The following is an 18,517-nucleotide window of genomic DNA, read 5'->3' as shown; positions in this document are numbered from 1 at the left end:
GTAGGCCGTGGACCACGCCGTCCCTACCCGGCAGCCCGCGGTCCGGTGGGGATGCGCGGGGAGCGGAACGCAGCCGACCGCTACCAGGACGAGGCTAACCGCCCCAAGCGTGCGCCAATGCGGCATAGGCTCCCGGCCGTAGGACAGTCTTGGGGTGGGCGCTATCGGGGTGTGCCGCGGTGGTAGCCGGTCCCCCCGGGAGGCTTGTCGTCGAGCGAGGTGTGGTGCCTTTGGGCATCACGCCATGGGCCATACGGACGACCGTGTGGGCGACGTGCGCGACCGGCTGCAAGGCCGCCTGGCGGTGGAGCCATCCGAGTTTGGCGCCGAGCAGTACCAGGGCCACGACGAGCACGACCGCAAGCCCCAGGCGTTTGCGCCCGGCCAGCGGCCGTCCCCAGCCGGGCCGTTCATGGAAGGCCGGCAGCATCGGGTTGATCGACGGCTCCTCGAAGAGGTCGGAGAGTTCGGCGGCCGACAGATCCGCGGCGAATGCGCCGGCGCCCGCCGCGGCAGGCGCCGTGTGGCCGTCGGCCGGCAGGTCGGGTGGCGGCGCGAGTTCCCGGGGTCCCGCGTCCCCGGTGGCCGGGTCGGTGTCAACCGGCCGGTGGGCGGCGGCCACGGCCAGGCGGAGGGCGCGGGCCGTGGGGTAGCGTCCCAAGAGCGCCCCACGCACGACGTCCGTCAAAGCCCCGGCCTCGGCCCCAAGGAGTTCCTGCATGAGGCGGCCGGCGGCACGTACATCGTCGGCCGGGGTAGGCGGGGATTCGCCCAGGCTCGTCTGTCGGAAATCCAGAAGCTTGATGCGTTGATCGGTGGTGAGAAAGACGTTGTCGGCGCGGATCGCCCCATGGGCGAGCCCCTGACCATGAACCGCCTCGAGTGCGCTCAAGACCTCCTGTATCCATTGCCCCACACGATCCTCGGCAAGCGTTCCCACGCGCTCACGGCGCGCCTTCAGGGTCTCGCCGACCAGGTATTCGAGGATCAGGACCGAAGGCTCGGACCACAGGCCGTGCAGGGTCACGATATGGGGATGGCCGAAGCGCGCGAGCACCCGCCCCTCGGCGATCACCGAGATCGCGCCGCGAGGGGCGGTCTTCAGGGCCACCGGCCGGTCCAGGCTCAAGTCCTGGGCCATGTAGACTACACTGCGCGGCCCGCACGACAGGGTGCTCAAGACCAAGTATGGGCCCAGGGTCCGCCCGGGTTCAATCAGTGAGGCGCGTGGTTCGTTGCGGCCGGTTCTATGCGGTTCCATCGACTTCCATCCCCCGGTCAGTCATAATTCGGGCCCGGTCAGCTCGTCGGTTGCCAGTGTCACGTTCATGCCTATAAGCCCTATCTCCGAAATCATAGACGAACTCAAGGCCGGCCGCATGGTGGTCATCATGGACGACGCCGACCGCGAAAACGAAGGCGACCTTCTGATGGCCGCCGAGGCGGTCACGCCCGAGGCCATCAATTTCATGGTACGCCACGGGCGCGGTCTCGTCTGTCTGACCTTAACCCCAGAGCGCTGCCAAAGGCTGGGGCTCGAGCCCATGGTCAAGGAGAACGGTTCGCGCTATGCGACCCACTTCACCGCCTCCATAGAGGCCGCCGAGGGCGTGACCACCGGCATCTCCGCCGCCGACCGGGCCGCCACCATTCGCGCCGCCATCGCCCCGCAGGCCAAGGCGCGCGATCTCGTGAGCCCCGGCCACATATTTCCGATCATGGCGCGACGCGGCGGCGTCCTGGCGCGCGCCGGTCATACCGAGGCCGGCGTCGATCTGGCCCGTTTCGCGGGCTTCGAGCCGGCCGCGGTCATCTGTGAGATCCTGAAGGATGATGGCGAAATGGCCCGTCAGCCCGATCTCGAGCGCTTCGCGGCCGAGCATCATCTGAAAATCGGCACGATCGCCGACCTGATTCATTATCGCCTACAACACCATTCCAGCGTACACCGCCTGGATGAGCGGTTGATCGAGACCGTCCACGGGTCGTTCCGACAGGTGGCCTACCACGATGACATCGAGGACCGTGTCCACCTGGCACTTGTGTGTGGCGAGATCGATGCCCAGCCGCTGCCGGTGCGGGTACATGTTCAGGAGAGCCTCCTGGATCTCGTGAGCGATGTCCATGCGCCGTCATGGACGCTTGCGGGCGCCTTGCGCCATGTCGCGGCCGCCGGGCGCGGGGTGGTGGTGTTGCTGGATCAGCCGGCCCCCACGGCGTCGACACTGGCACGTCTCAAGAGCCCGATCCCGGAACCGGCGGCCCCCACCGGCGCTGGGCGCGAGGTCATGCGCACCGTGGGTCTTGGTAGCCAGATCCTTTTGGATCTCGGGGTGCGCAAGATGCAGGTCCTGGGGCACCCGCGCAAGACGCCGGGTCTCGCCGGGTTTCATTTGGAGGTCGTGGAATACGTGACACCCAGGGGGGGAAGGAATGAGTAGCGAGCGCGTGATCGACGGATCGTTGGTGGCGGGGGAGGCGCGCTTTGGTATCGTCCTTGCGCGTTTCAACGCCTTCGTGGGTGAGCGTCTTCTGGAGGGGGCACTCGATACCCTGCGCCGCCATGGGGCGGCGCCCGAGTCCATTACCGTGGTGCGCGTACCCGGGGCCTTTGAATTGCCGCTGGCCGCCCAGGTCATGGCGGAGGCGGGTCTTCATGAGGGCATCGTGGCGCTGGGCGCTGTCATCCGTGGCGCGACGCCCCATTTTGATTTCGTGGCCGGGGAATGCGTGAAGGGGCTCGCGCAGGTGGGCTTGAAGACCGGCGTGCCGGTGGCCTTGGGCGTACTGACCACCGATACCGTCGCCCAGGCCATCGACCGGTCGGGGGCCAAGGCCGGTAACAAGGGGGCCGAGGCCGCCTTGTCGATCCTGGAGATGGTCGACGTCCTGCGCCGCCTCCGGCCCTCATGAGCGGGGCGCGCTCGCGCGCCCGCGGGCAGGCGCTGCAGGCCTTGTATCAGTGGCAGCTGACCGCCCAGCCCCCCCATGACATAGCCCGCCTGTTTCTGCGCGATCCGGAAAGTACCGGCGGTGTCGACGAGGCCTATTTCGCAGAACTGATCCGCGAGGTACCAGTGCATGTGGAGGAGCTCGATGGTTTGCTGGGCGCGCATCTCGATCGCGCCATCGCCGAGGTCGACCCTGTCGAGCGCGCCATTCTGCGCATCGGTGCCTATGAGTTGCGTTATCGTCTCGAGATCGGCCCGCGGATCGTATTGAATGAAGCGGTGGAGCTTGCCAAGCGTTATGGGGGCGAGGCCGGCCACAAGTTCGTTAACGCCGTGCTCGACGGCGTGGCCAAGGTCGTGCGCGCCCCCGGGGGGCGCCCCTGAGTGGATGAATTCGGTCTCATAGAACAGTTCTTTACGCGTCCGGCGCGGCGCGCGGAGGTGGTCCTCGGGGTCGGCGATGATGCCGCCCTGCTGGCCCTGGCCGGGGCCGCGAACACGCTTGCCGTGACCACCGACACCCTGATAGAAGGGGTGCATTTTCCGCAGTCGGCCCCGGGTTTTGATGTCGGCTACAAGGCGCTCGCGGTCAATGTGAGCGATCTTGCGGCCATGGGTGCGAGCCCGCTGGCATTTCTTTTGAGTCTGGCCCTGCCCACGATCGATCGCGGGTGGCTTGCGGGTTTTCGCGACGGCCTCTTTGCGCTCGCCGATGCCGTGGGTCTGGACTTGATCGGTGGCGATACCGTACGTGGACCGCTTGCGGTGACGATCACCGCGCTTGGTACCGTAGCGCCGGGGATGGCGCTGCGGCGTGATGGGGCACGGCCGGGCGATCGCGTCTACGTCTCGGGCCTGTTAGGGGAGGCCGCGCTCGGCTTTTTCCTGCGTGCCGGACGCCTGTCCTTGCCGCCCGAGTTCCAGGAGTTGGTATTGGCCCGGCTCGATCGTCCATGGCCGCGGGTCCATGAGGGGCAGGCGCTGCTTGGCATCGCCTCGGCGGCCATCGACATCTCCGACGGGCTGGTTGCCGATCTCGGCCATATCCTGAAGGCAAGCGGCGTGGGCGCAAAGCTCGATCTGCGCCGGCTGCCCTTGTCCGACGCCTACGACGCCGTGTTCCCGACCTTGGGCTACGATCCCGCGCTGGTCTTCGGAGATGATTACGAGCTGTGTTTTACGGTACCACCCGGGCGCGTGCAGGCCTTGGCGGGGCTCGCGTCACGCCTGGCGTGCGGCCTGCATTACATCGGCGATATCGTCGCCGGCGCGGGGCTTACCCTGCATGATGGGGAGGGCGTCTATACGCCATCGCGCGCCGGCTACAACCATTTCGATGACTTGGGATCGCCTTAGTGTGTGGTGGGCGACCGGCCTCGGGGTAGGTTGGTCACCACGCGCTCCGGGCACCATGGGCTCGCTGCTGGCGCTCGGGCTGTGGTGGCCGGCCGCGTTCTGGGGGCCTCGACTCTATGCCGTTTTGCTCGCCGCCGCGATCATTATCGGCGTGCCGGTCACGGCGCGCGCGGCCCGGGTCCTCGGGCGGCAGGACCCGCCGATGGTGGTTTGGGATGAGATCGCGGGGATGGGCGTGGCCCTGTTTGCGGTCCCGCACCAAGTCCTCTGGTTTGCGGTGGCCTTTGGCCTGTTCCGGCTGTTTGATATCGTAAAGCCCTTTCCGATCGCGCGCCTCGAGGCCTTGCCGGGCGGCTATGGCATCATGCTCGACGATGTGTTGGCCGGTCTCTATGCCGCGCTTCTGGTTCACGGAGGCTTATGGATGGCAGGCGGCATGTCTTGATCCGGACCCTGGCGGCGGTGGTCGGCGCGCGACTGGCGGCCGCAGGACAGATGGTAACCGTTGCCGAGTCCTGCACCGGCGGCCTGCTGGCTGCGGCCTTGACCGATGTCCCAGGCAGTTCGGCGTGGTTTGGTTATGGGTTTGTCACTTACGTGGCCGAGGCCAAGCACAAGCTGCTGGGAGTCGCCTGGGAGCGGTTGGATTCGAAGGCCATCGTCAGCGAAGCCACGGCCCTGTCGATGGCGCGCGGGGCGCTTGGGGTGAGCGGCGCCGATATCGCGATCGGCGTTACCGGGATTGCCGGGCCCACGGGCGGGACCCCGGAGTGCCCGGTGGGCACGGTGGTGATCGGTTGGGTCGCAGACGGCTGGGAATACGCCGAGACCCATCGTTTCACCGGGGACCGTTCCGCGGTGCGCGCGCAGGCGGTAGTGGCGGCCCTGAATGGCCTTCAGGGGTGGCTGGGCCCCGCTTTTCCTGGCTAGGTCCCAAACAACGCTTTATGAGATAATCGCCCTCTTGCGCGACTCGCGGGGGTAACGGAATGGATGTCAACAAGGGCAAGGCCTTGAGCGCGGCTCTTGGTCAGATCGAAAAGCAGTTCGGGAAGGGGTCGGTCATGCGGCTCGGCGATGCCGGTGAGGCACCGGCGGTCGCGGCCGTGCCTACCGGATCGCTGGGGCTCGATATGGCGCTCGGCATCGGCGGCCTGCCGCGCGGCCGGGTGGTCGAGATCTACGGCCCGGAGTCTTCGGGCAAGACCACCTTGACCCTGCATGTCGTGGCCCAGGCCCAAAAGGCCGGGGGTACGGCGGCGTTCATCGATGCCGAGCACGCCCTCGACCCGACCTATGCCAAGCGCCTGGGGGTGAATGTCGACGATCTGCTGGTGTCGCAACCGGATTCGGGCGAGCAGGCGCTGGAGATCACCGACATGCTGGTGCGCTCGGGCGGTGTGGATGTGGTGGTCGTCGACTCGGTGGCGGCGCTGACGCCCAAGGCCGAGATCGAAGGCGAGATGGGCGACTCGCATGTCGGTCTGCAGGCACGGCTCATGTCGCAGGCCCTGCGCAAACTCACGGGCAATATCAAGCGCTCGAACACGCTCGTGATCTTCATCAACCAGATCCGCATGAAGATCGGGGTGATGTTCGGCAACCCCGAGACCACGACCGGGGGTAATGCCCTCAAGTTCTACGCCTCGGTACGCCTCGACATCCGCCGCATCGGCACCATAAAGCGTGGCGAAGAGGTGGTGGGCAGCCAGACGCGCGTCAAGGTCGTGAAGAACAAGATCGCCCCGCCGTTCCGGCAATGCGAGTTCGATATCCTCTATGACCAGGGGATATCGAAGGAGGGGGAGCTGATCGAGTTGGGGGTGGCCTCGAATCTGGTGGAGAAGTCCGGGGCCTGGTATTCGTATGGGGGTGAGCGCATAGGCCAGGGCAAGGACAACGCCCGCCAGTACCTGCGCGACAACCCGGCCTTGGCCGATGAGCTGGAGGCGAAGCTCCGGGCATCGTTCACGACCAAGCCCGCGGGAGGTCCCGGCGACGGCCTGGCGCCCGATGATGGGGATGATATGTGAACGGAGGGCGCGAGCCCGCGAGAGGCTATGGCTTGGCGCTGCTCGCGCGGCGCGATTATAGCCGGCAGGAATTGGTCGAGCGGTTATGCCGGCGCGGCTATAGCGCGGCCGAGGCCGCGGATGCCGCCGCCGAACTCGTAGCCGAGCGTGCGCTCTCTGATGAACGCTACGCCGCGGAACGGGTCCGCGGGCGCGCCGCCCAGGGGGTGGGACCGGTGCGCATCATGGTGGAGTTGAGGGCCAAGGGGGTGCCGGCCGAGATCATAGCCGCGGCGCTCGCCCCGGAGGAAGGGGCGTGGGGCGAGCGAGCGGCGGCCGCGCGCGCCAAGCGCTTCGGGGCGGTGATCCCGGAGGATCGCCGTGAGCGGGCACGACAGGCCCGTTTCCTGCAAGGGCGAGGCTTTCGCCACGAAGACATTATTTTTGCGGTGGATGCGCCGCAAGATTGAGCCGATAACGACAACCGAGCACATAATGAAGAGCACCGAGATCCGTAATTGTTTCTTGCAGTTTTTTGCGCGTCATGGCCACGAGGTGGTGGCGAGCAGCCCGCTCGTGCCGGCCAACGATCAGAGCCTGCTCTTCACCAATGCCGGGATGGTGCAGTTCAAGGATGTGTTTCTTGGGCGCGACCGGCGTCCCTACACGCGTGCCGCGAGCGCACAGCGCTGCCTGCGCGCCGGCGGCAAGCACAATGACCTGGAGAATGTGGGTTATACCGCGCGCCATCATACGTTCTTCGAGATGCTGGGGAATTTCAGCTTCGGGGATTATTTCAAGCGCGACGCCATCCGGTACGCCTGGGAGTTCCTGACCGGCGAGATGGGCCTGCCAGCGGACCGCTTGTGGGTGACGGTCTTCGAGGGTGACGATGAGGCTGCGCATATCTGGCTAGATGAGATCGGGGTGGATCCGGCGCGCTTTAGTCGTATCGGCGAGGCCGACAATTTCTGGTCCATGGGCGATACCGGTCCGTGCGGTCCGTGTTCGGAGATCTTCTACGATCATGGTCCGGGGATTGCCGGAGGGCCCCCGGGCACCGCCGAGGCCGATGGCGATCGCTATGTCGAGATCTGGAACCTCGTGTTCATGCAGTTCGATCGCGACCGCGAGGGGCGGCTCAATCCCCTGCCCAAGCCTTCGGTGGATACCGGCATGGGGCTTGAGCGCATGGCCGCGGTCATGCAGAAGGTGACGAGCAATTACGACATCGACCTTTTTCAGGGACTGATCCGGGCGGTCGGGGAGGTCCTCGATCTCAATGATCTGCGGGACAAGTCCCTGAACGTGATCGCCGACCATATCCGTGCCGCCGCCTTTCTTGTGACCGACGGCGTCGTGCCAGGCAATGAGGGGCGCGGCTATGTGTTGCGCCGGATCGTGCGCCGGGCGCTGCGCCATGGCCATCGCCTGGGTGCGACGGATCCGTTCTTCTATCGTCTTGTGGCCCCGTTGATTCGCGAGATGGGTGAGGCCTATCCGGAGCTCGCGCGCGATCAGGCTCGTGTTGAGGCGGTGCTGAAGCAAGAGGAGGAGCGCTTTGCGGAGACCCTGGCGCAGGGCCTGAAGCTCCTGGAGCAGGACATTGCCGGGCTTGTCGCGGGCGGCGTCATCCCGGGCGCGACGGTCTTTCGGCTCTATGATACCTACGGCTTCCCCGCCGATCTCACCGCCGATATCGCCCGCGAGCGGGGCCTATCCATCGATATGGTGGGATTTGAGCGGGAGATGACCGCGCAAAGGAACCGGGCGCGCGCCGCGCAGAGCTTCCGGGGCGACGAGGTCGTGGTGGCGGGTGAGACGGAGTTTTGCGGCTATGAGCAAGTCTCTGTGCCGGTGCGCATCCGTGCGCTGGCCGCCGAGGGGCGCACCGTTCCGTGGTTGTCGCCGGGCGATGAGGGAGTGGTGTTTCTGGATCGCACCCCGTTCTATGCCGAGTCGGGGGGGCAGGTTGGCGATCAGGGATTGCTCTTGGGCCGCGATGCGCGGTTCGTGGTCGAGGATACCCGCAAGGGTTTTGCGCATGTCGGCCGGGTGACCGAGGGGACCTTGCGGGTCGGTGATGAGATGACTGCGGTCGTGAGCGCCTCGTGGCGCGTGGCGACGGCCTCACACCACTCCGCAACCCACCTCCTGCATGCCGCGCTACGGCGCATTCTCGGCGCGCATGTGACACAGCGCGGCTCGCTCGTGGGCCCCGAGCGCCTGCGCTTTGACTTCAGCCATGGTCAGGCGCTGAGCGCCGAGGAGATCGTGGCGGTCGAGCAGTCGGTGAATGAGGCGATTCGCGCCAACAGCGAGGTCGCCATCGCGCACATGGCGCTCAATGACGCGGTGAGCGGCGGGGCCATGGCGCTCTTTGGGGAAAAGTACGGTGAGCAGGTCCGTGTGGTGACCATGGGCGGGTACTCGACCGAGCTCTGTGGCGGCACCCATGTCAACCGCACCGGCGACATCGGATTTTTCAAGATCGTATCCGAGACCGCGGTGGGCTCCGGCGTGCGGCGCATCGAGGCGGTGACCGGCCAGGCGGCGCTCGACTATGTACGGGCGCTCGAGATGCGTGTGAACGAGGCCGCCCAAGCCCTGGGGGTGACCCGCGAGGACTTGGTGGACAAGGCGCTGCGCATGAAGGCACGCGTCGAGACCCTGGAAAAGGAGATCGAACAGGCGCGTGCCAGGGCTGGGCTCGCCGCAAGCCGGAATCTGGCGGCCGAGGCCATTGAGCAGGGCGGGGTGAAGACCCTGGTGGGGCGCCTTGACGGTGATGTGAAGGGTCTGCGCGAGGCTATGGATCGCCTGAAGGGCGAATTGCGCCCGGCGGCGATCCTGCTGGCCTCGATCATGGGCGGACGGGTTACCCTGATTGCCGGTGTCACCCCGGATGTCGTGACACGTGTGAATGCCGTTGACCTCGTGAATGAGGCGGCGCGTGTACTGGGTGGCAAGGGTGGCGGGCGGCCCGAACTGGCCCAGGCGGGCGGGGCCGACACGGGTGCCGTGGACCAGGCCCTGGAGGCGGCACGGGAATTCTTACGCGGCCGTTTCGCCTAGGGACAGGGTTTTCGTTTACACATAAGGAAGGGCGCGGTAATCTTCGCGTCTTTCTCACGTCAGACCCTCAAATTATGCCCTTGCTCGTGCAGAAGTACGGCGGCACCTCGGTCGGGACCGTGGAGCGCATCCAGGCGGTTGCAAAGCGTGTGGCGGCGGAGCGCGCGCGCGGCCACGATATGGTGGTGGTGGTATCGGCCATGAGCGGCGAGACCAACCGTCTGCTGGCTATGGCTCGCACCATTCACCCCAACGCCCCACCGCGTGAGGTCGATGTGCTGCTCGCCACCGGCGAGCAGGTCACGATCGCGCTCCTCAGTATGGCCCTGGAGGAGCGCGGCTGTCCGGCCAAGTCCTACACGGGTGCGCAGGTCCATATTCGTACCGACAACGTGCATGGCAAGGCGCGCATCACCGCGATCGACGACGGGCGCGTCCGCCAGGATTTGGCCTCCGGCCGGGTGGTCGTCATCGCCGGATTTCAGGGGGTGGACGAAGAAGGCAATATCACAACCCTGGGGCGTGGCGGGTCGGATACCACGGCAGTGGCCATGGCCGCCGCCCTCAAGGCCGATGAATGTCAGATCTATACGGATGTGGACGGCGTCTATACGACCGACCCGCGTGTCTGTCCGCAGGCACGACGGCTCGAGCGTATCACCGTCGAGGAGATGCTGGAGCTCGCCAGTCTCGGTGCCAAGGTCCTGCAGATCCGGTCGGTTGAGTTCGCCGGCAAGTATCGCGTGCCCCTGCGGGTCCTCTCGTCCTTTGACGATGGCCCCGGAACATTAATCACTTACGAGGAATCCAAGATGGAGCAGGCGCTGATATCGGGGATCGCCTTCAGTCGGGATGAGGCCAAGCTCACGATCAAGGGTGTGCCCGATGAGCCCGGCGTCGCTTACCGGATCGTAGGCGACGTGGCCCAAGCGAACATCAACGTCGACATGATCATCCAGAACGTCGGGGCCGATAAGACCACCGACTTCACGTTCACCGTCCCGCGCGGCGATTACCGTCAGGCGCGTGAGATCTTGGAGAAGACGGCCGGCGCCCTCAAGGCCCGCGAGGTGCGCGGTGATGAGCGTATCGCGAAGATCTCAGTGGTGGGTGTGGGCATGCGTTCGCACGCCGGGATTGCGAGCACGATGTTTCGAGTATTAGGCGAAGAAGGCATCAATATCCAGATGATATCGACATCCGAGATCAAGATATCGGTGGTCGTCGAGGAAAAATATCTGGAGCTGGCAGTCCGCGCGCTTCATAGCGCATTTGGTCTCGATGCCGAGACCACGACTGCGGTGCCGTTGGCATAGAAGCTGCAAGCGTTGAGTCGGCGAGCGTCGTCTCAGGGACGAGCAGTCATGGGAAAGCGGACCCAAAGCAGGTCCTCACGGGGAGCCGGAAACCAGGAAGGCTCAAGGCAGGCTTTAAGGAGAGCGGCGATATGCTGATTCTGACGAGACGTATCGGAGAAACGCTGAACATCGGCGATCAGGTCCAGGTCACGGTACTGGGCATCAAGGGCAATCAGGTTCGCATCGGGGTCAACGCGCCGAAGGACGTCCCGGTTCATCGCGAGGAGATCTACGAGCGTATCCAGAGGGAGCGCGAGACCGGGGTTGTCGAGGAGGAGGTTCCCAAGGACTGAATCCCCGCGCACCCCCACCCTTTCCTGAAACGCCCGCACAAGGTATGCTGTGCGCTCTTTTAGGAGAGATGGCCGAGCCGGTCGAAGGCGCTCCCCTGCTAAGGGAGTATGGGGTCAAAAACTCCATCGAGGGTTCGAATCCCTCTCTCTCCGCCATCATTAGAGAGCAGGGCCCGCGCGACGGGCCGACCCAGGTCTCAGGCACCTGCCGTTTCTCGTCACGCGCCGCTGTGCGGCATGATGCGATGCGGTAGGCCTCGCCTTCCGGTCAAGTAAGGGGTGGCGTGAAGTCTCGGGGCGCTTTATAATGCGGCGCCTTCCGTCGTAAGAAGACACAGGGAGATCGCGGGGGATGTGGGGGCAGCGGGAGCCGTCGATCGGCGCCGGCGGGCCTTGAGAAATACTCCACTTCCTGGCACCCAAGGCCGGGAAGAGTAGCAAGAGACGGAGCAATCCGTTAGAAAAGTCGGTCGTTACAAAACGCGCCCGTAGCTCAGTTGGATAGAGTACCTGGCTACGAACCAGGTGGTCGGGAGTTCGAATCTCTCCGGGCGCGCCAAATTCCTCAGTAAAGTCCGTAAGTTAGAGTGGCTCACCTACACTACCTGTTGTTTCAGCAAAACTAGCGCGGGACTTTTGCGGGACATATCGCCGCACACCGTCGGCAGCCGCGATGAGGTTCGCAAGCTCGGCCGCCGAGTAATGCGCGGTGATGCGCCCGGACCGATGCCCGAGCAGGTCTTGCCGGTCTTCAAAATGGAGACTTGGGGTGCGCAATCATCACGCGAAGGCGCGCCCAAGTCTGGACGCACGCCGGCGGTCATGCTGTGTGACCGTCAAAACCGCGACCCGCCCCCCCGATATTGGGACGTCATTTGCCGGCGCATGTCGGGTGGAGGGCGCATGATCCGATCCGGCGATCGCAAGCCGCGCGTCGGCCCGATCCCAATCTCAACGCGGGCCTCGTCGTGTCGCGTTTCGCGTGTTTCCCCGGGGCGAAAGTGTCCGGTCGTGCGATCCAGTGCCAGAGCCCGAGTCGTGTTCCGGGGCGCTTGGATCAATGCTGGCACCATATGGTGTCGCTCGTGACGGGACGCGTTTGTGCAGGCGGGAACCGCGCCGTCCCTTGTATCTCTAACGAACGATGAGCTCCTTGCCTCCGTCTTCGGGTGATCACCATCCATTGCGTGTCCTGCGGCGCGCATGGAAAACGCCGCGGCCGTTTATGGCGATCTGGTATGGGTCTTATCTCCTGCTTGGGGCCGCCATGGCCGGGCTCTTTGCGATCATGGTGCCGCTTGCCATTGTCGCCATCACCCACGACAGTCGACTCGTCGCCTACGTGATCGGTGCCTACAACGCGGGGCTGCTCCTGTCTCCGGCATGGGGATTGCTCGCCGAACGCAGCCAGGATTACCGGCCCATCTTTCTAGGGGGATTCGCAGTGGCGGCAATGGGCCTCGTGGGCCTGTCTTTGCCGCTTGCGCCCCCGTTCTGGGTGCTGGCGGCGTTGATCGTGGGTATTGGTACCGGTGCGGCCAGCACTGTCGCCAGTCTTTTCGTGCTCGATTTTGCGCCGCGCGACGAGTGGGAGCCGCGTCTGGGCTGGCTGCAGAGCTTCAATGGTGCGGGCGTCGTGGCGGGTTTATTGCTGGCTGGCCTGTGGACTCATGATCCGACGCTGGGTATCCAGATCGCCGCTATCCTCATGCTGGCGGCGGCGATCCTTGGGGCCTATCACCTGCCGGTCTCGCGCACGCCCCGTACGCCGCGCCCAGGATCGCGTCACCTCGACTGGAGGGCGCTGGCGGCCTTCGGGCACAGTGAGCTTTCTGGTGGCAATGTCCTCCACCATATGCATATACCAATCATTACGCATCTCAAGGAAATGCACACCTTGATACAGAGCCGCTTCGGGCGTTTTCTATTGTCGTGGGCGACGCTATCGTTTGCGGTGGCGGCATTCTTTGCGTATTTCCCGCTTCTTTTGCGCCACGTTTTTGCCATTCGGCCTGCGGTCACGGCCCTGTCCTATGCCATCGTGGCGGCAGCGGCCATCGGGCTTTATATCGTCGCCAGCCGTTGGTGCAGTCGTTATGGGGCCATGCGCGTCTATCGTTTGTCGCTATTGGCGCGGGCGTCGGGTTTTGGGCTACTGTGGGCGCTGATGCTGATCCCAGGCGCCGCCCAGTCGGCACCCGCCCTCATCGGCTTTGGCATCATTGTGATTGCCTGGCCGGCCCTGAGTGTAAGTGGTACGGTCCTTACCGGTCAGCTGACTCCGACCAGCGAGGGTGCGGCAATCGGTCTTTTCAATGCCGCGACGGCCCTGGCCACCGTGGCGGGTACCTTCGCGGGTGGTCCGCTTGTGGCGCACTTCGGATATGCGGCGGTACTCGCCGTTGGCCTTGGCGGACTGATTGTCGCCTGGTTCCTTTTTACGAATATTCGCGCCGGGTCTCCGACGTCGGTCGCATCACCACCAGCGCCTGGGGAGTGAATAGACGAAAGTCTGGCAACATGGGTCACCGGGATATAAGAACGATTATTAGGGGAGCGCGGCCGCCCGCATCATGCGCGGGGCCATTTACCGATACATTTCTCGACGCAGTCGTCGCCGCAATGCCGCCAGATCATGGCGGGCCGTGGCGTTACCCTGGGCGGCGGCTTTCCTGTACCAGGAGAAGGCCCGCGTATAGTTCTGCGGCACACCGTCACCGTGCGCATAGAGGATACCAAGATCGGTCTCGGCCTGGGCGTTCCCTTGGGCGGCGGCATGGCGGATGCGTTGAAGCGCCTGCCGGTCGCCGTGCGCCGCCTGCTGGAGGAGGGGCGGCCCCAGGGAGTGTCTCGAATGGAGGGCGGCCGCGCAGGTCGCCATGCCTGTGAAAAGACAGAGCCCGGCTACCGCCAGCCCGGCTCTTTTGCAATGTGGGTCCGGTCCGTATCGCAAGGTATGCCACCCGTGTTGCATACACCGCTTTTGCTTGCGGCCTAAACGGTCTTGTCGGCAGGAGCGGTCACGCTGAAGGCGCGAGCCGCCCTCAATGTCAGATGTCGCCATTATCACCCCCGAGAGACCTGCGCCCCCTTCATGCCTTGTGCCGGAGGCTGGGCCTCTTTTGTTCTTGACTATGACTGCGCTGTTCTCCTCCATGAATAGTGCAAGACCCGCGCCCGGTCGTTGATGGGTGTCAACCGCAGATGGCCTGGCCGAATGATGGCCCACGACTTTCCCTGGGTCATCGGGGTTTGCGTTTACCGCGAAAGCGCCACGAGCGTATCGCCGGCAAAGCCGCCCTCCTGCGGGAGATCCGGTGTGTCATGCCGGTCGGTTCCGGGGTGTATGGCATTGTGCGCATGGGACAATGGCCCAGTGTTGACTGAAGCGAGTGGGTAGGAGGTATGCGGGCTGCTCGGTACTCGCATTCCGAGGTCGCGGCGCGTCACAGGTCCTCGCATTTTGGACAGGCGTCGAGGCCGGCGCGATGCGCGAATTGTCGACATGCCCGTTTTGTGCCGATACGCGCACGATGTCGACGGCGGCCGGTTCGAGGGGCGCCTTCAAGACCGCAGGCAGGAAGGGGCTCACGTCGGACACGCGGGGCCCGCTCGCTGCCTTGGTCAAGCGCCTGCGCCGATACCTGCGCTCCGAGGCGGTCGCGCCCACACGCTTGGGATAGGTCTGATCGGCAAGCCGCTTTGGCACAAGCCTGTGGCATGGGGCCGCCACCAACCGCAATGCCGGCAACACCTGGACCCCGGCCCGTTCCAACGAGCAGGGCATTGCCCACAGCTGGGGAGGGGGCGCAAACCCGCCGCAGCGCAGCACCCCGACTGACAAGATGCTGAGTTATGCGCGCAAGATTGCCGACGAGTTCGGCGAGGATCCGCCGCGGGATGTGGAAACGTGTTTCAATGCCTGTCGTGCCTTCATCGACGCCAATGCCGACAGCATCCCGCCCACTGAAAAGCGATTGTCGTTCGCGGAGCGGCCTTGTGGTCAGAATATGAGGACGTGCTGGGGCGATTCGCGGCCGGCCGAGAGGATCCCGGCGGCGATTGCCGGTAGCTCCGGGGTGCGCTCGCCAAAACGGCTGCCTGACCTGAATACCTAGAACCGGGCGGCGCGCGCTGCGAATCGAGAGCTATGCGCGAGGCCAGCGCCGTGATGACCATAACCCCATATTCGCTGTGCCGGTCGGCGCGCATCACGATGCCCGCGTACTTGATGACGACCGGCGCCGGCGGCCAGAAGATGAGCGAGAGGATGCCGGTTGGGGTGGTCGTCGACAGCGGGAGTCCGGACGGGCAGGTGCTCGACGGGTAAAGCAGGCGCCTGCCGATGTCCCCCAGAACCCTTATGCCGAGCGCGGCGAGAGTCAAGACCGGGAGCGCATCCTTGTTCTGTTTCGCTCGATCGTCCTATCCGGTCTGCTGCCATCCACGTTTGCGCGCGCACAAGACAAACCTATCCTCTTTCCCGAACGCCCGCGACCGCTTTGGCCAGAACCTTACTTGTCAGGGCCTGCCCACTCCGTACGCTGCGAAACGGCGAGCTTGCGGAAAAATCCGTTGTCGCGCAGTAAAGTCATGAGCGCCTCGGCCTCTTTGCCAACTTTGCCGAGCTTGCCATCGAGATCCGCCGCGATGTGTGCGGCCTCGCTTGCGCTCAGTTCGATTACGACCGCTTGAGCTTCCTCGCTTTTCACGTGCATGGCGCTCTCCTTTAGTTCCCAAAGGCGTGGGGTGGTTGCCGAAATGTGTTGCGTATCCGGTAGCCTTGTTCCTTCAAGAGATTGGCCAAATCGAGCGTACTGCTCGTGAACTCCTCGGCGTGATCCAATATCGGATCGCTGATTTTTTCAAGTTCGTTCTTCTCGAAGCGAAGGCGTATGTGGGAGGCATCCTTTGCGAGCATATCCATTAAATATCTCCTTAAAAGCGTCAAGGAAATAAACCGGCAGCCGTTTGCGGCGCTTTCGCACGTCCTGGCTTTACCTTATAACCATCACGGCGCACTGTAAAGCGTCCGCCATGAAATGCGGCGTTTATCCCGCAAATCATACAATACCGGACTTTGGTCCGATGACGACCAAGAAATGGTCCGCATTCCTCCTGTGCCTCGCCGCTTGGGATTGCCGGTTCCAGAAACAGATACCGGTATCTCTTTTCAGACCTCTATACGTTCTGGCACGGTGAGGCGTTTGCCCTTCGCTTTCACTGGCAAATGAGGAGCACCGGTTTCCCGGTACCCCTCGGTAGCGCCCAAAAAACATGCGGGAATCTCATTGGGCTCGGTCTGAGGCCCTTCGGTTCCGCCTCACCTTACAGAGAGGCTGCTTCCGAGGCGCACGGAGCCTCCGAGCTCACGCTGAGGCGCTCACGATATTTGAGGTGCTGATTTTCGAGCTATTCTAGGTTCACTTCCTTTTCCGCTTCCCGCACGCCGTAGGGGAGAACGGGAAGCGGAACAGGAAGCGGAACGCGATCGTCTGGGGGGGTTACGGTCGGGGCGCCGACGACCGCATGATCAGGGTTGGGTGGCGAGCCGGCAGCCCTCGGGACCGCGCACGATCTGACCCTTGTCGGCCAATGCGGTGAGGCGCTCGTACAAGGTTTCATTGCGCGCGCGACACAGCGCGTGCAGCTCCCGGATCGGCAGGGGACGCTGCGTTTCGCGGATCGCGGTTGTGATGCGCTCGTCCAAGTGTCACGGGTCGACGCCGACCATGCCGCCGGCTGGGTCAATGACCAGCAGGTCGATGACGAGGAACAAGAAGGCCAGGCCTACGGGCTCCTCGTGCACAAAACGGCCAAGTTCGTGGCAATTGCCCGTCAGTACAACCGGAACAACGGTGAGTGGCTCGGTCTGTTTCGTATTCCTGTGGGGATGGTGCGCAAAATTACTGTACTCAAGACCCATGAGGCGCCGGCAGAGGTGTGACCCCCAACTAACTGACCGGCACGTCCTTATCCTGGGCAGTGTTGACCCACGTCAGATGGGGCCACTGGAGCCTTCGGTCAGCGCGTGCCTTTCCCTCCAGTAACGGGTGCCCGCGAGTCTGACGTATGTGGGCCCGGGGCTGGTTCTTGTTTCGGCGGCAACCGACGAGGCGTAATGGACGCGAAGCCTGGCACCTGCGGCAGCCCACCACCTGCACGATGGACCATCTACGCGCGGTGCAAAAGTCCACTCTTGCGCGTTGTCATTCGGCGCCTGCGTTAACGGCTTGAGGGTAGATTGGTTCGACTGGTTCCGGCCCAGCTTCGTTGGTCTCGAGACTGCCTTTGGTAGGTTCCGGCGCGGTGAGCTGTGGTAGGGGGATTTTGTCCAAAATGAGGTCGGCGTGTTCTTTCAAGCCCGATTTAATGCTGTGCCCAAGGGGTACGAGAAATAGCTGAGCACCTTCACGTCGAGCAAACTTCATGGCGGGAATGAAGTCGCTGTCGCCCGTGACCAAGACAATGACGTCCACGTGGCGTTTGAGGGTGAGCGACGCTATGTCCAGCCCAATGCGCATATCAACACCTTTTTGCTGGATGTCAGGTCTCAGGTCGGCCGCGCGCACGGTTATATCGGACCCGGAAGCTCCGCTGAGACGCTGTTTTGTAAGTTTCCAGCCGCGAAACGCCAGTTCTCCGAGTCGAAGGGACACAAAGGGAGTCTCTCTGAGTCGCTCAAACAAGGCCTTGTTCTGGCGCGACAAGGGTGTTGTCCCGAAATTTGTCTTGCCACCGTTCAGGGGCTTGTCCACGCTTTCCTCGAACGGGGGAGCATCGTAGTAGTAAATGCGGTGGAGCAGAAGTGTCGATAGTGCCGATTGTGCTTTGAGTGTCTCTAGGAAGACATCAAAGCGGACGCCATCCAATGGGGACCGTTGTGAGCCAAGCTTCTTTTTGAGGAAACCACCGTCAATGAGAATGGCGTAACGCCGCATTGGGTTGGTCTAAAAAGGCGGCCGCTTACGCGCGCGGAGTCCGCTTGTGGCGGAACCCTCTTGGATTGTAGCGCGCGGGCGGCCTGGTTTTTCTATCAAGGCTCCAGCGGAGCTTGTCATTGCCCCTGTTGCTGAAGCCTACTGCCCGAAGGCAGGTTCGCTCGCCCGGAAATTGCTCGGAGGCTGACGCGCATATTGTTAGTGCGTAGTGGCACCAAGTCAAGCTAGCTTGTCAGACGGGGGCCAAGCCAGCTTGTCCTGCGAGCGCTTTTATGCTCCAGGCTGTGGAATTCCCGCTAGACCACCCTGCGGTGGTCGGCCATTCGGCCGACCACCAGCAATTCTCAATGTGAGGCCATGGAACCCGAAACACCCGGCGACGAGACAGGAATGCGCCTGTCTGGATGCACCCGTGCCGGATGTTGGGCGTCTTCCCGCCCTGCGGGACGCCATTCGGTGCCCATGGTCAGTGCCACATTGAGAATTGCTGGCCGACCATGCCGTTCGGGCAAAAAAGTTCGGTATCGCCTT

The 18,517-nt window shown here is 64.0% G+C and carries 19 protein-coding genes, 2 tRNA genes and 1 pseudogene; 16 read left to right on the top strand and 6 right to left on the bottom strand.

Annotation, left to right across the window (positions count from 1 at the left end; genetic code table 11):
• Positions 1-94: 94 nt before the first annotated feature.
• Positions 95-1,261 (bottom strand): protein kinase, encoded by a 1,167-nt coding sequence (locus tag C4901_RS11375; protein WP_110137426.1) that lies wholly within the window; start codon positions 1,259-1,261, stop codon positions 95-97.
• Positions 1,262-1,328: 67 nt separating this feature from the next.
• Here C4901_RS11375 and ribBA point away from each other — a divergent pair, with 67 nt between their 5' ends.
• The 14 genes from ribBA to C4901_RS11300 all read left to right on the top strand — a co-directional run bounded on the left by ribBA (position 1,329) and on the right by C4901_RS11300 (position 13,545).
• The gene (gene ribBA, locus C4901_RS11370) at positions 1,329-2,441 is read left to right on the top strand and encodes a bifunctional 3,4-dihydroxy-2-butanone-4-phosphate synthase/GTP cyclohydrolase II (RefSeq protein WP_110137425.1); all 1,113 of its coding nucleotides are present in this window, start codon (positions 1,329-1,331) and stop codon (positions 2,439-2,441) included.
• A complete protein-coding gene (ribE, locus tag C4901_RS11365; protein ID WP_110137424.1) occupies positions 2,434-2,913 on the top strand; it encodes a 6,7-dimethyl-8-ribityllumazine synthase in 480 nt (159 codons plus the stop codon). The genes ribBA and ribE overlap by 8 nt, the downstream gene beginning before the upstream one ends.
• A complete protein-coding gene (nusB, locus tag C4901_RS11360) occupies positions 2,910-3,335 on the top strand; it encodes a transcription antitermination factor NusB (protein WP_110137423.1) in 426 nt (141 codons plus the stop codon). The genes ribE and nusB overlap by 4 nt, the downstream gene beginning before the upstream one ends.
• The gene (gene thiL / locus C4901_RS11355) at positions 3,336-4,307 is read left to right on the top strand and encodes a thiamine-phosphate kinase (RefSeq protein ID WP_110137422.1); all 972 of its coding nucleotides are present in this window, start codon (positions 3,336-3,338) and stop codon (positions 4,305-4,307) included.
• Entirely contained in the window at positions 4,288-4,752 is a 465-nt protein-coding gene (locus tag C4901_RS11350; protein WP_240611761.1) for a phosphatidylglycerophosphatase A, read from the top strand. The genes thiL and C4901_RS11350 overlap by 20 nt, the downstream gene beginning before the upstream one ends.
• Entirely contained in the window at positions 4,749-5,237 is a 489-nt protein-coding gene (locus tag C4901_RS11345) for a CinA family protein (RefSeq protein WP_205735964.1), read from the top strand. The genes C4901_RS11350 and C4901_RS11345 overlap by 4 nt, the downstream gene beginning before the upstream one ends.
• A 59-nt stretch (positions 5,238-5,296) precedes the next feature.
• Positions 5,297-6,340, top strand: coding sequence for a recombinase RecA (gene recA, locus C4901_RS11340; RefSeq protein ID WP_110137419.1), 1,044 nt, complete (start codon positions 5,297-5,299; stop codon positions 6,338-6,340).
• Positions 6,337-6,789, top strand: a complete 453-nt coding sequence (locus C4901_RS11335) for a regulatory protein RecX (protein WP_110137418.1) — start codon at positions 6,337-6,339, stop codon at positions 6,787-6,789. The genes recA and C4901_RS11335 overlap by 4 nt, the downstream gene beginning before the upstream one ends.
• Before the next feature lie 25 nt (positions 6,790-6,814).
• Positions 6,815-9,394, top strand: a complete 2,580-nt coding sequence (gene alaS, locus C4901_RS11330; RefSeq protein WP_110137417.1) for an alanine--tRNA ligase — start codon at positions 6,815-6,817, stop codon at positions 9,392-9,394.
• Positions 9,395-9,468: 74 nt separating this feature from the next.
• Positions 9,469-10,710, top strand: coding sequence for an aspartate kinase (locus C4901_RS11325; RefSeq protein WP_110137416.1), 1,242 nt, complete (start codon positions 9,469-9,471; stop codon positions 10,708-10,710).
• Between the two features lie 131 nt (positions 10,711-10,841).
• Entirely contained in the window at positions 10,842-11,045 is a 204-nt protein-coding gene (gene csrA / locus C4901_RS11320) for a carbon storage regulator CsrA (RefSeq protein ID WP_065970271.1), read from the top strand.
• A 62-nt stretch (positions 11,046-11,107) separates the two neighbouring features.
• Positions 11,108-11,201: transfer RNA gene (locus C4901_RS11315), tRNA-Ser, on the top strand.
• Between the two features lie 326 nt (positions 11,202-11,527).
• Positions 11,528-11,604 (top strand) — tRNA-Arg (locus C4901_RS11310).
• 666 nt (positions 11,605-12,270) lie between these two features.
• The gene (locus C4901_RS11300; RefSeq protein WP_168185696.1) at positions 12,271-13,545 is read left to right on the top strand and encodes an MFS transporter; all 1,275 of its coding nucleotides are present in this window, start codon (positions 12,271-12,273) and stop codon (positions 13,543-13,545) included.
• 87 nt (positions 13,546-13,632) lie between these two features.
• Here the strand turns inward: C4901_RS11300 and C4901_RS11295 are convergent, their stop codons facing one another.
• Positions 13,633-14,019: a tetratricopeptide repeat protein gene (locus tag C4901_RS11295; RefSeq protein WP_168185695.1), complete on the bottom strand. Its 387-nt coding sequence runs from the start codon at positions 14,017-14,019 to the stop codon at positions 13,633-13,635.
• A gap of 871 nt (positions 14,020-14,890) precedes the next feature.
• Between C4901_RS11295 and C4901_RS18615 the strand changes: the two genes are divergently transcribed.
• Positions 14,891-15,163: a hypothetical protein gene (locus C4901_RS18615; RefSeq protein ID WP_240611760.1), complete on the top strand. Its 273-nt coding sequence runs from the start codon at positions 14,891-14,893 to the stop codon at positions 15,161-15,163.
• Positions 15,164-15,242: 79 nt separating this feature from the next.
• Here the strand turns inward: C4901_RS18615 and C4901_RS19460 are convergent.
• From C4901_RS19460 to C4901_RS11275, 3 genes and pseudogenes are all read right to left on the bottom strand, one after another.
• A pseudogene (locus C4901_RS19460) lies at positions 15,243-15,431 on the bottom strand (potassium transporter Kup); the annotation flags it as partial.
• A 128-nt stretch (positions 15,432-15,559) separates the two neighbouring features.
• The gene (locus C4901_RS11280) at positions 15,560-15,763 is read right to left on the bottom strand and encodes a hypothetical protein (protein WP_110137411.1); all 204 of its coding nucleotides are present in this window, start codon (positions 15,761-15,763) and stop codon (positions 15,560-15,562) included.
• 11 nt (positions 15,764-15,774) lie between these two features.
• Positions 15,775-15,972: a hypothetical protein gene (locus C4901_RS11275; RefSeq protein WP_110137410.1), complete on the bottom strand. Its 198-nt coding sequence runs from the start codon at positions 15,970-15,972 to the stop codon at positions 15,775-15,777.
• Between the two features lie 612 nt (positions 15,973-16,584).
• Here C4901_RS11275 and C4901_RS11270 point away from each other — a divergent pair.
• A complete protein-coding gene (locus tag C4901_RS11270; protein WP_110137409.1) occupies positions 16,585-16,992 on the top strand; it encodes a hypothetical protein in 408 nt (135 codons plus the stop codon).
• A gap of 262 nt (positions 16,993-17,254) precedes the next feature.
• Here C4901_RS11270 and C4901_RS11265 read toward each other — a convergent pair whose 3' ends face one another.
• Positions 17,255-17,986 carry an NYN domain-containing protein gene (locus tag C4901_RS11265; protein WP_110137408.1) on the bottom strand — a complete coding sequence of 244 codons (732 nt, stop codon included), beginning with the start codon at positions 17,984-17,986 and terminating at the stop codon, positions 17,255-17,257.
• Between the last annotated feature and the right edge of the window lie 531 nt (positions 17,987-18,517).

It is taken from the genome of Acidiferrobacter sp. SPIII_3, from assembly GCF_003184265.1.
Taxonomy (GTDB): Bacteria; Pseudomonadota; Gammaproteobacteria; order Acidiferrobacterales; family Acidiferrobacteraceae; genus Acidiferrobacter.
Note: the sequence above shows the minus strand (reverse complement) of the source record. Positions and strands in the feature narration are given on the sequence as shown.

Bases quoted from the DNA above. Each gene is read 5' to 3' on its own strand.
- C4901_RS18615 (WP_240611760.1), top strand. From the start codon at position 14,891: ATGCTGAGTTATGCGCGCAAGATTGCCGACGAGTTCGGCGAGGATCCG.
- C4901_RS11295 (WP_168185695.1), bottom strand. From the start codon at position 14,019: ATGCAACACGGGTGGCATACCTTGCGATACGGACCGGACCCACATTGC.
- C4901_RS11280 (WP_110137411.1), bottom strand. From the start codon at position 15,763: ATGCACGTGAAAAGCGAGGAAGCTCAAGCGGTCGTAATCGAACTGAGC.
- C4901_RS11265 (WP_110137408.1), bottom strand. From the start codon at position 17,986: ATGCGGCGTTACGCCATTCTCATTGACGGTGGTTTCCTCAAAAAGAAG.
- csrA (WP_065970271.1), top strand. From the start codon at position 10,842: ATGCTGATTCTGACGAGACGTATCGGAGAAACGCTGAACATCGGCGAT.
- ribBA (WP_110137425.1), top strand. From the start codon at position 1,329: ATGCCTATAAGCCCTATCTCCGAAATCATAGACGAACTCAAGGCCGGC.
- alaS (WP_110137417.1), top strand. From the start codon at position 6,815: ATGAAGAGCACCGAGATCCGTAATTGTTTCTTGCAGTTTTTTGCGCGT.
- recA (WP_110137419.1), top strand. From the start codon at position 5,297: ATGGATGTCAACAAGGGCAAGGCCTTGAGCGCGGCTCTTGGTCAGATC.
- ribE (WP_110137424.1), top strand. From the start codon at position 2,434: ATGAGTAGCGAGCGCGTGATCGACGGATCGTTGGTGGCGGGGGAGGCG.
- C4901_RS11275 (WP_110137410.1), bottom strand. From the start codon at position 15,972: ATGGATATGCTCGCAAAGGATGCCTCCCACATACGCCTTCGCTTCGAG.
- C4901_RS11375 (WP_110137426.1), bottom strand. From the start codon at position 1,261: ATGGAACCGCATAGAACCGGCCGCAACGAACCACGCGCCTCACTGATT.
- nusB (WP_110137423.1), top strand. From the start codon at position 2,910: ATGAGCGGGGCGCGCTCGCGCGCCCGCGGGCAGGCGCTGCAGGCCTTG.
- C4901_RS11300 (WP_168185696.1), top strand. From the start codon at position 12,271: ATGGCGATCTGGTATGGGTCTTATCTCCTGCTTGGGGCCGCCATGGCC.
- C4901_RS11325 (WP_110137416.1), top strand. From the start codon at position 9,469: ATGCCCTTGCTCGTGCAGAAGTACGGCGGCACCTCGGTCGGGACCGTG.
- C4901_RS11350 (WP_240611761.1), top strand. From the start codon at position 4,288: ATGACTTGGGATCGCCTTAGTGTGTGGTGGGCGACCGGCCTCGGGGTA.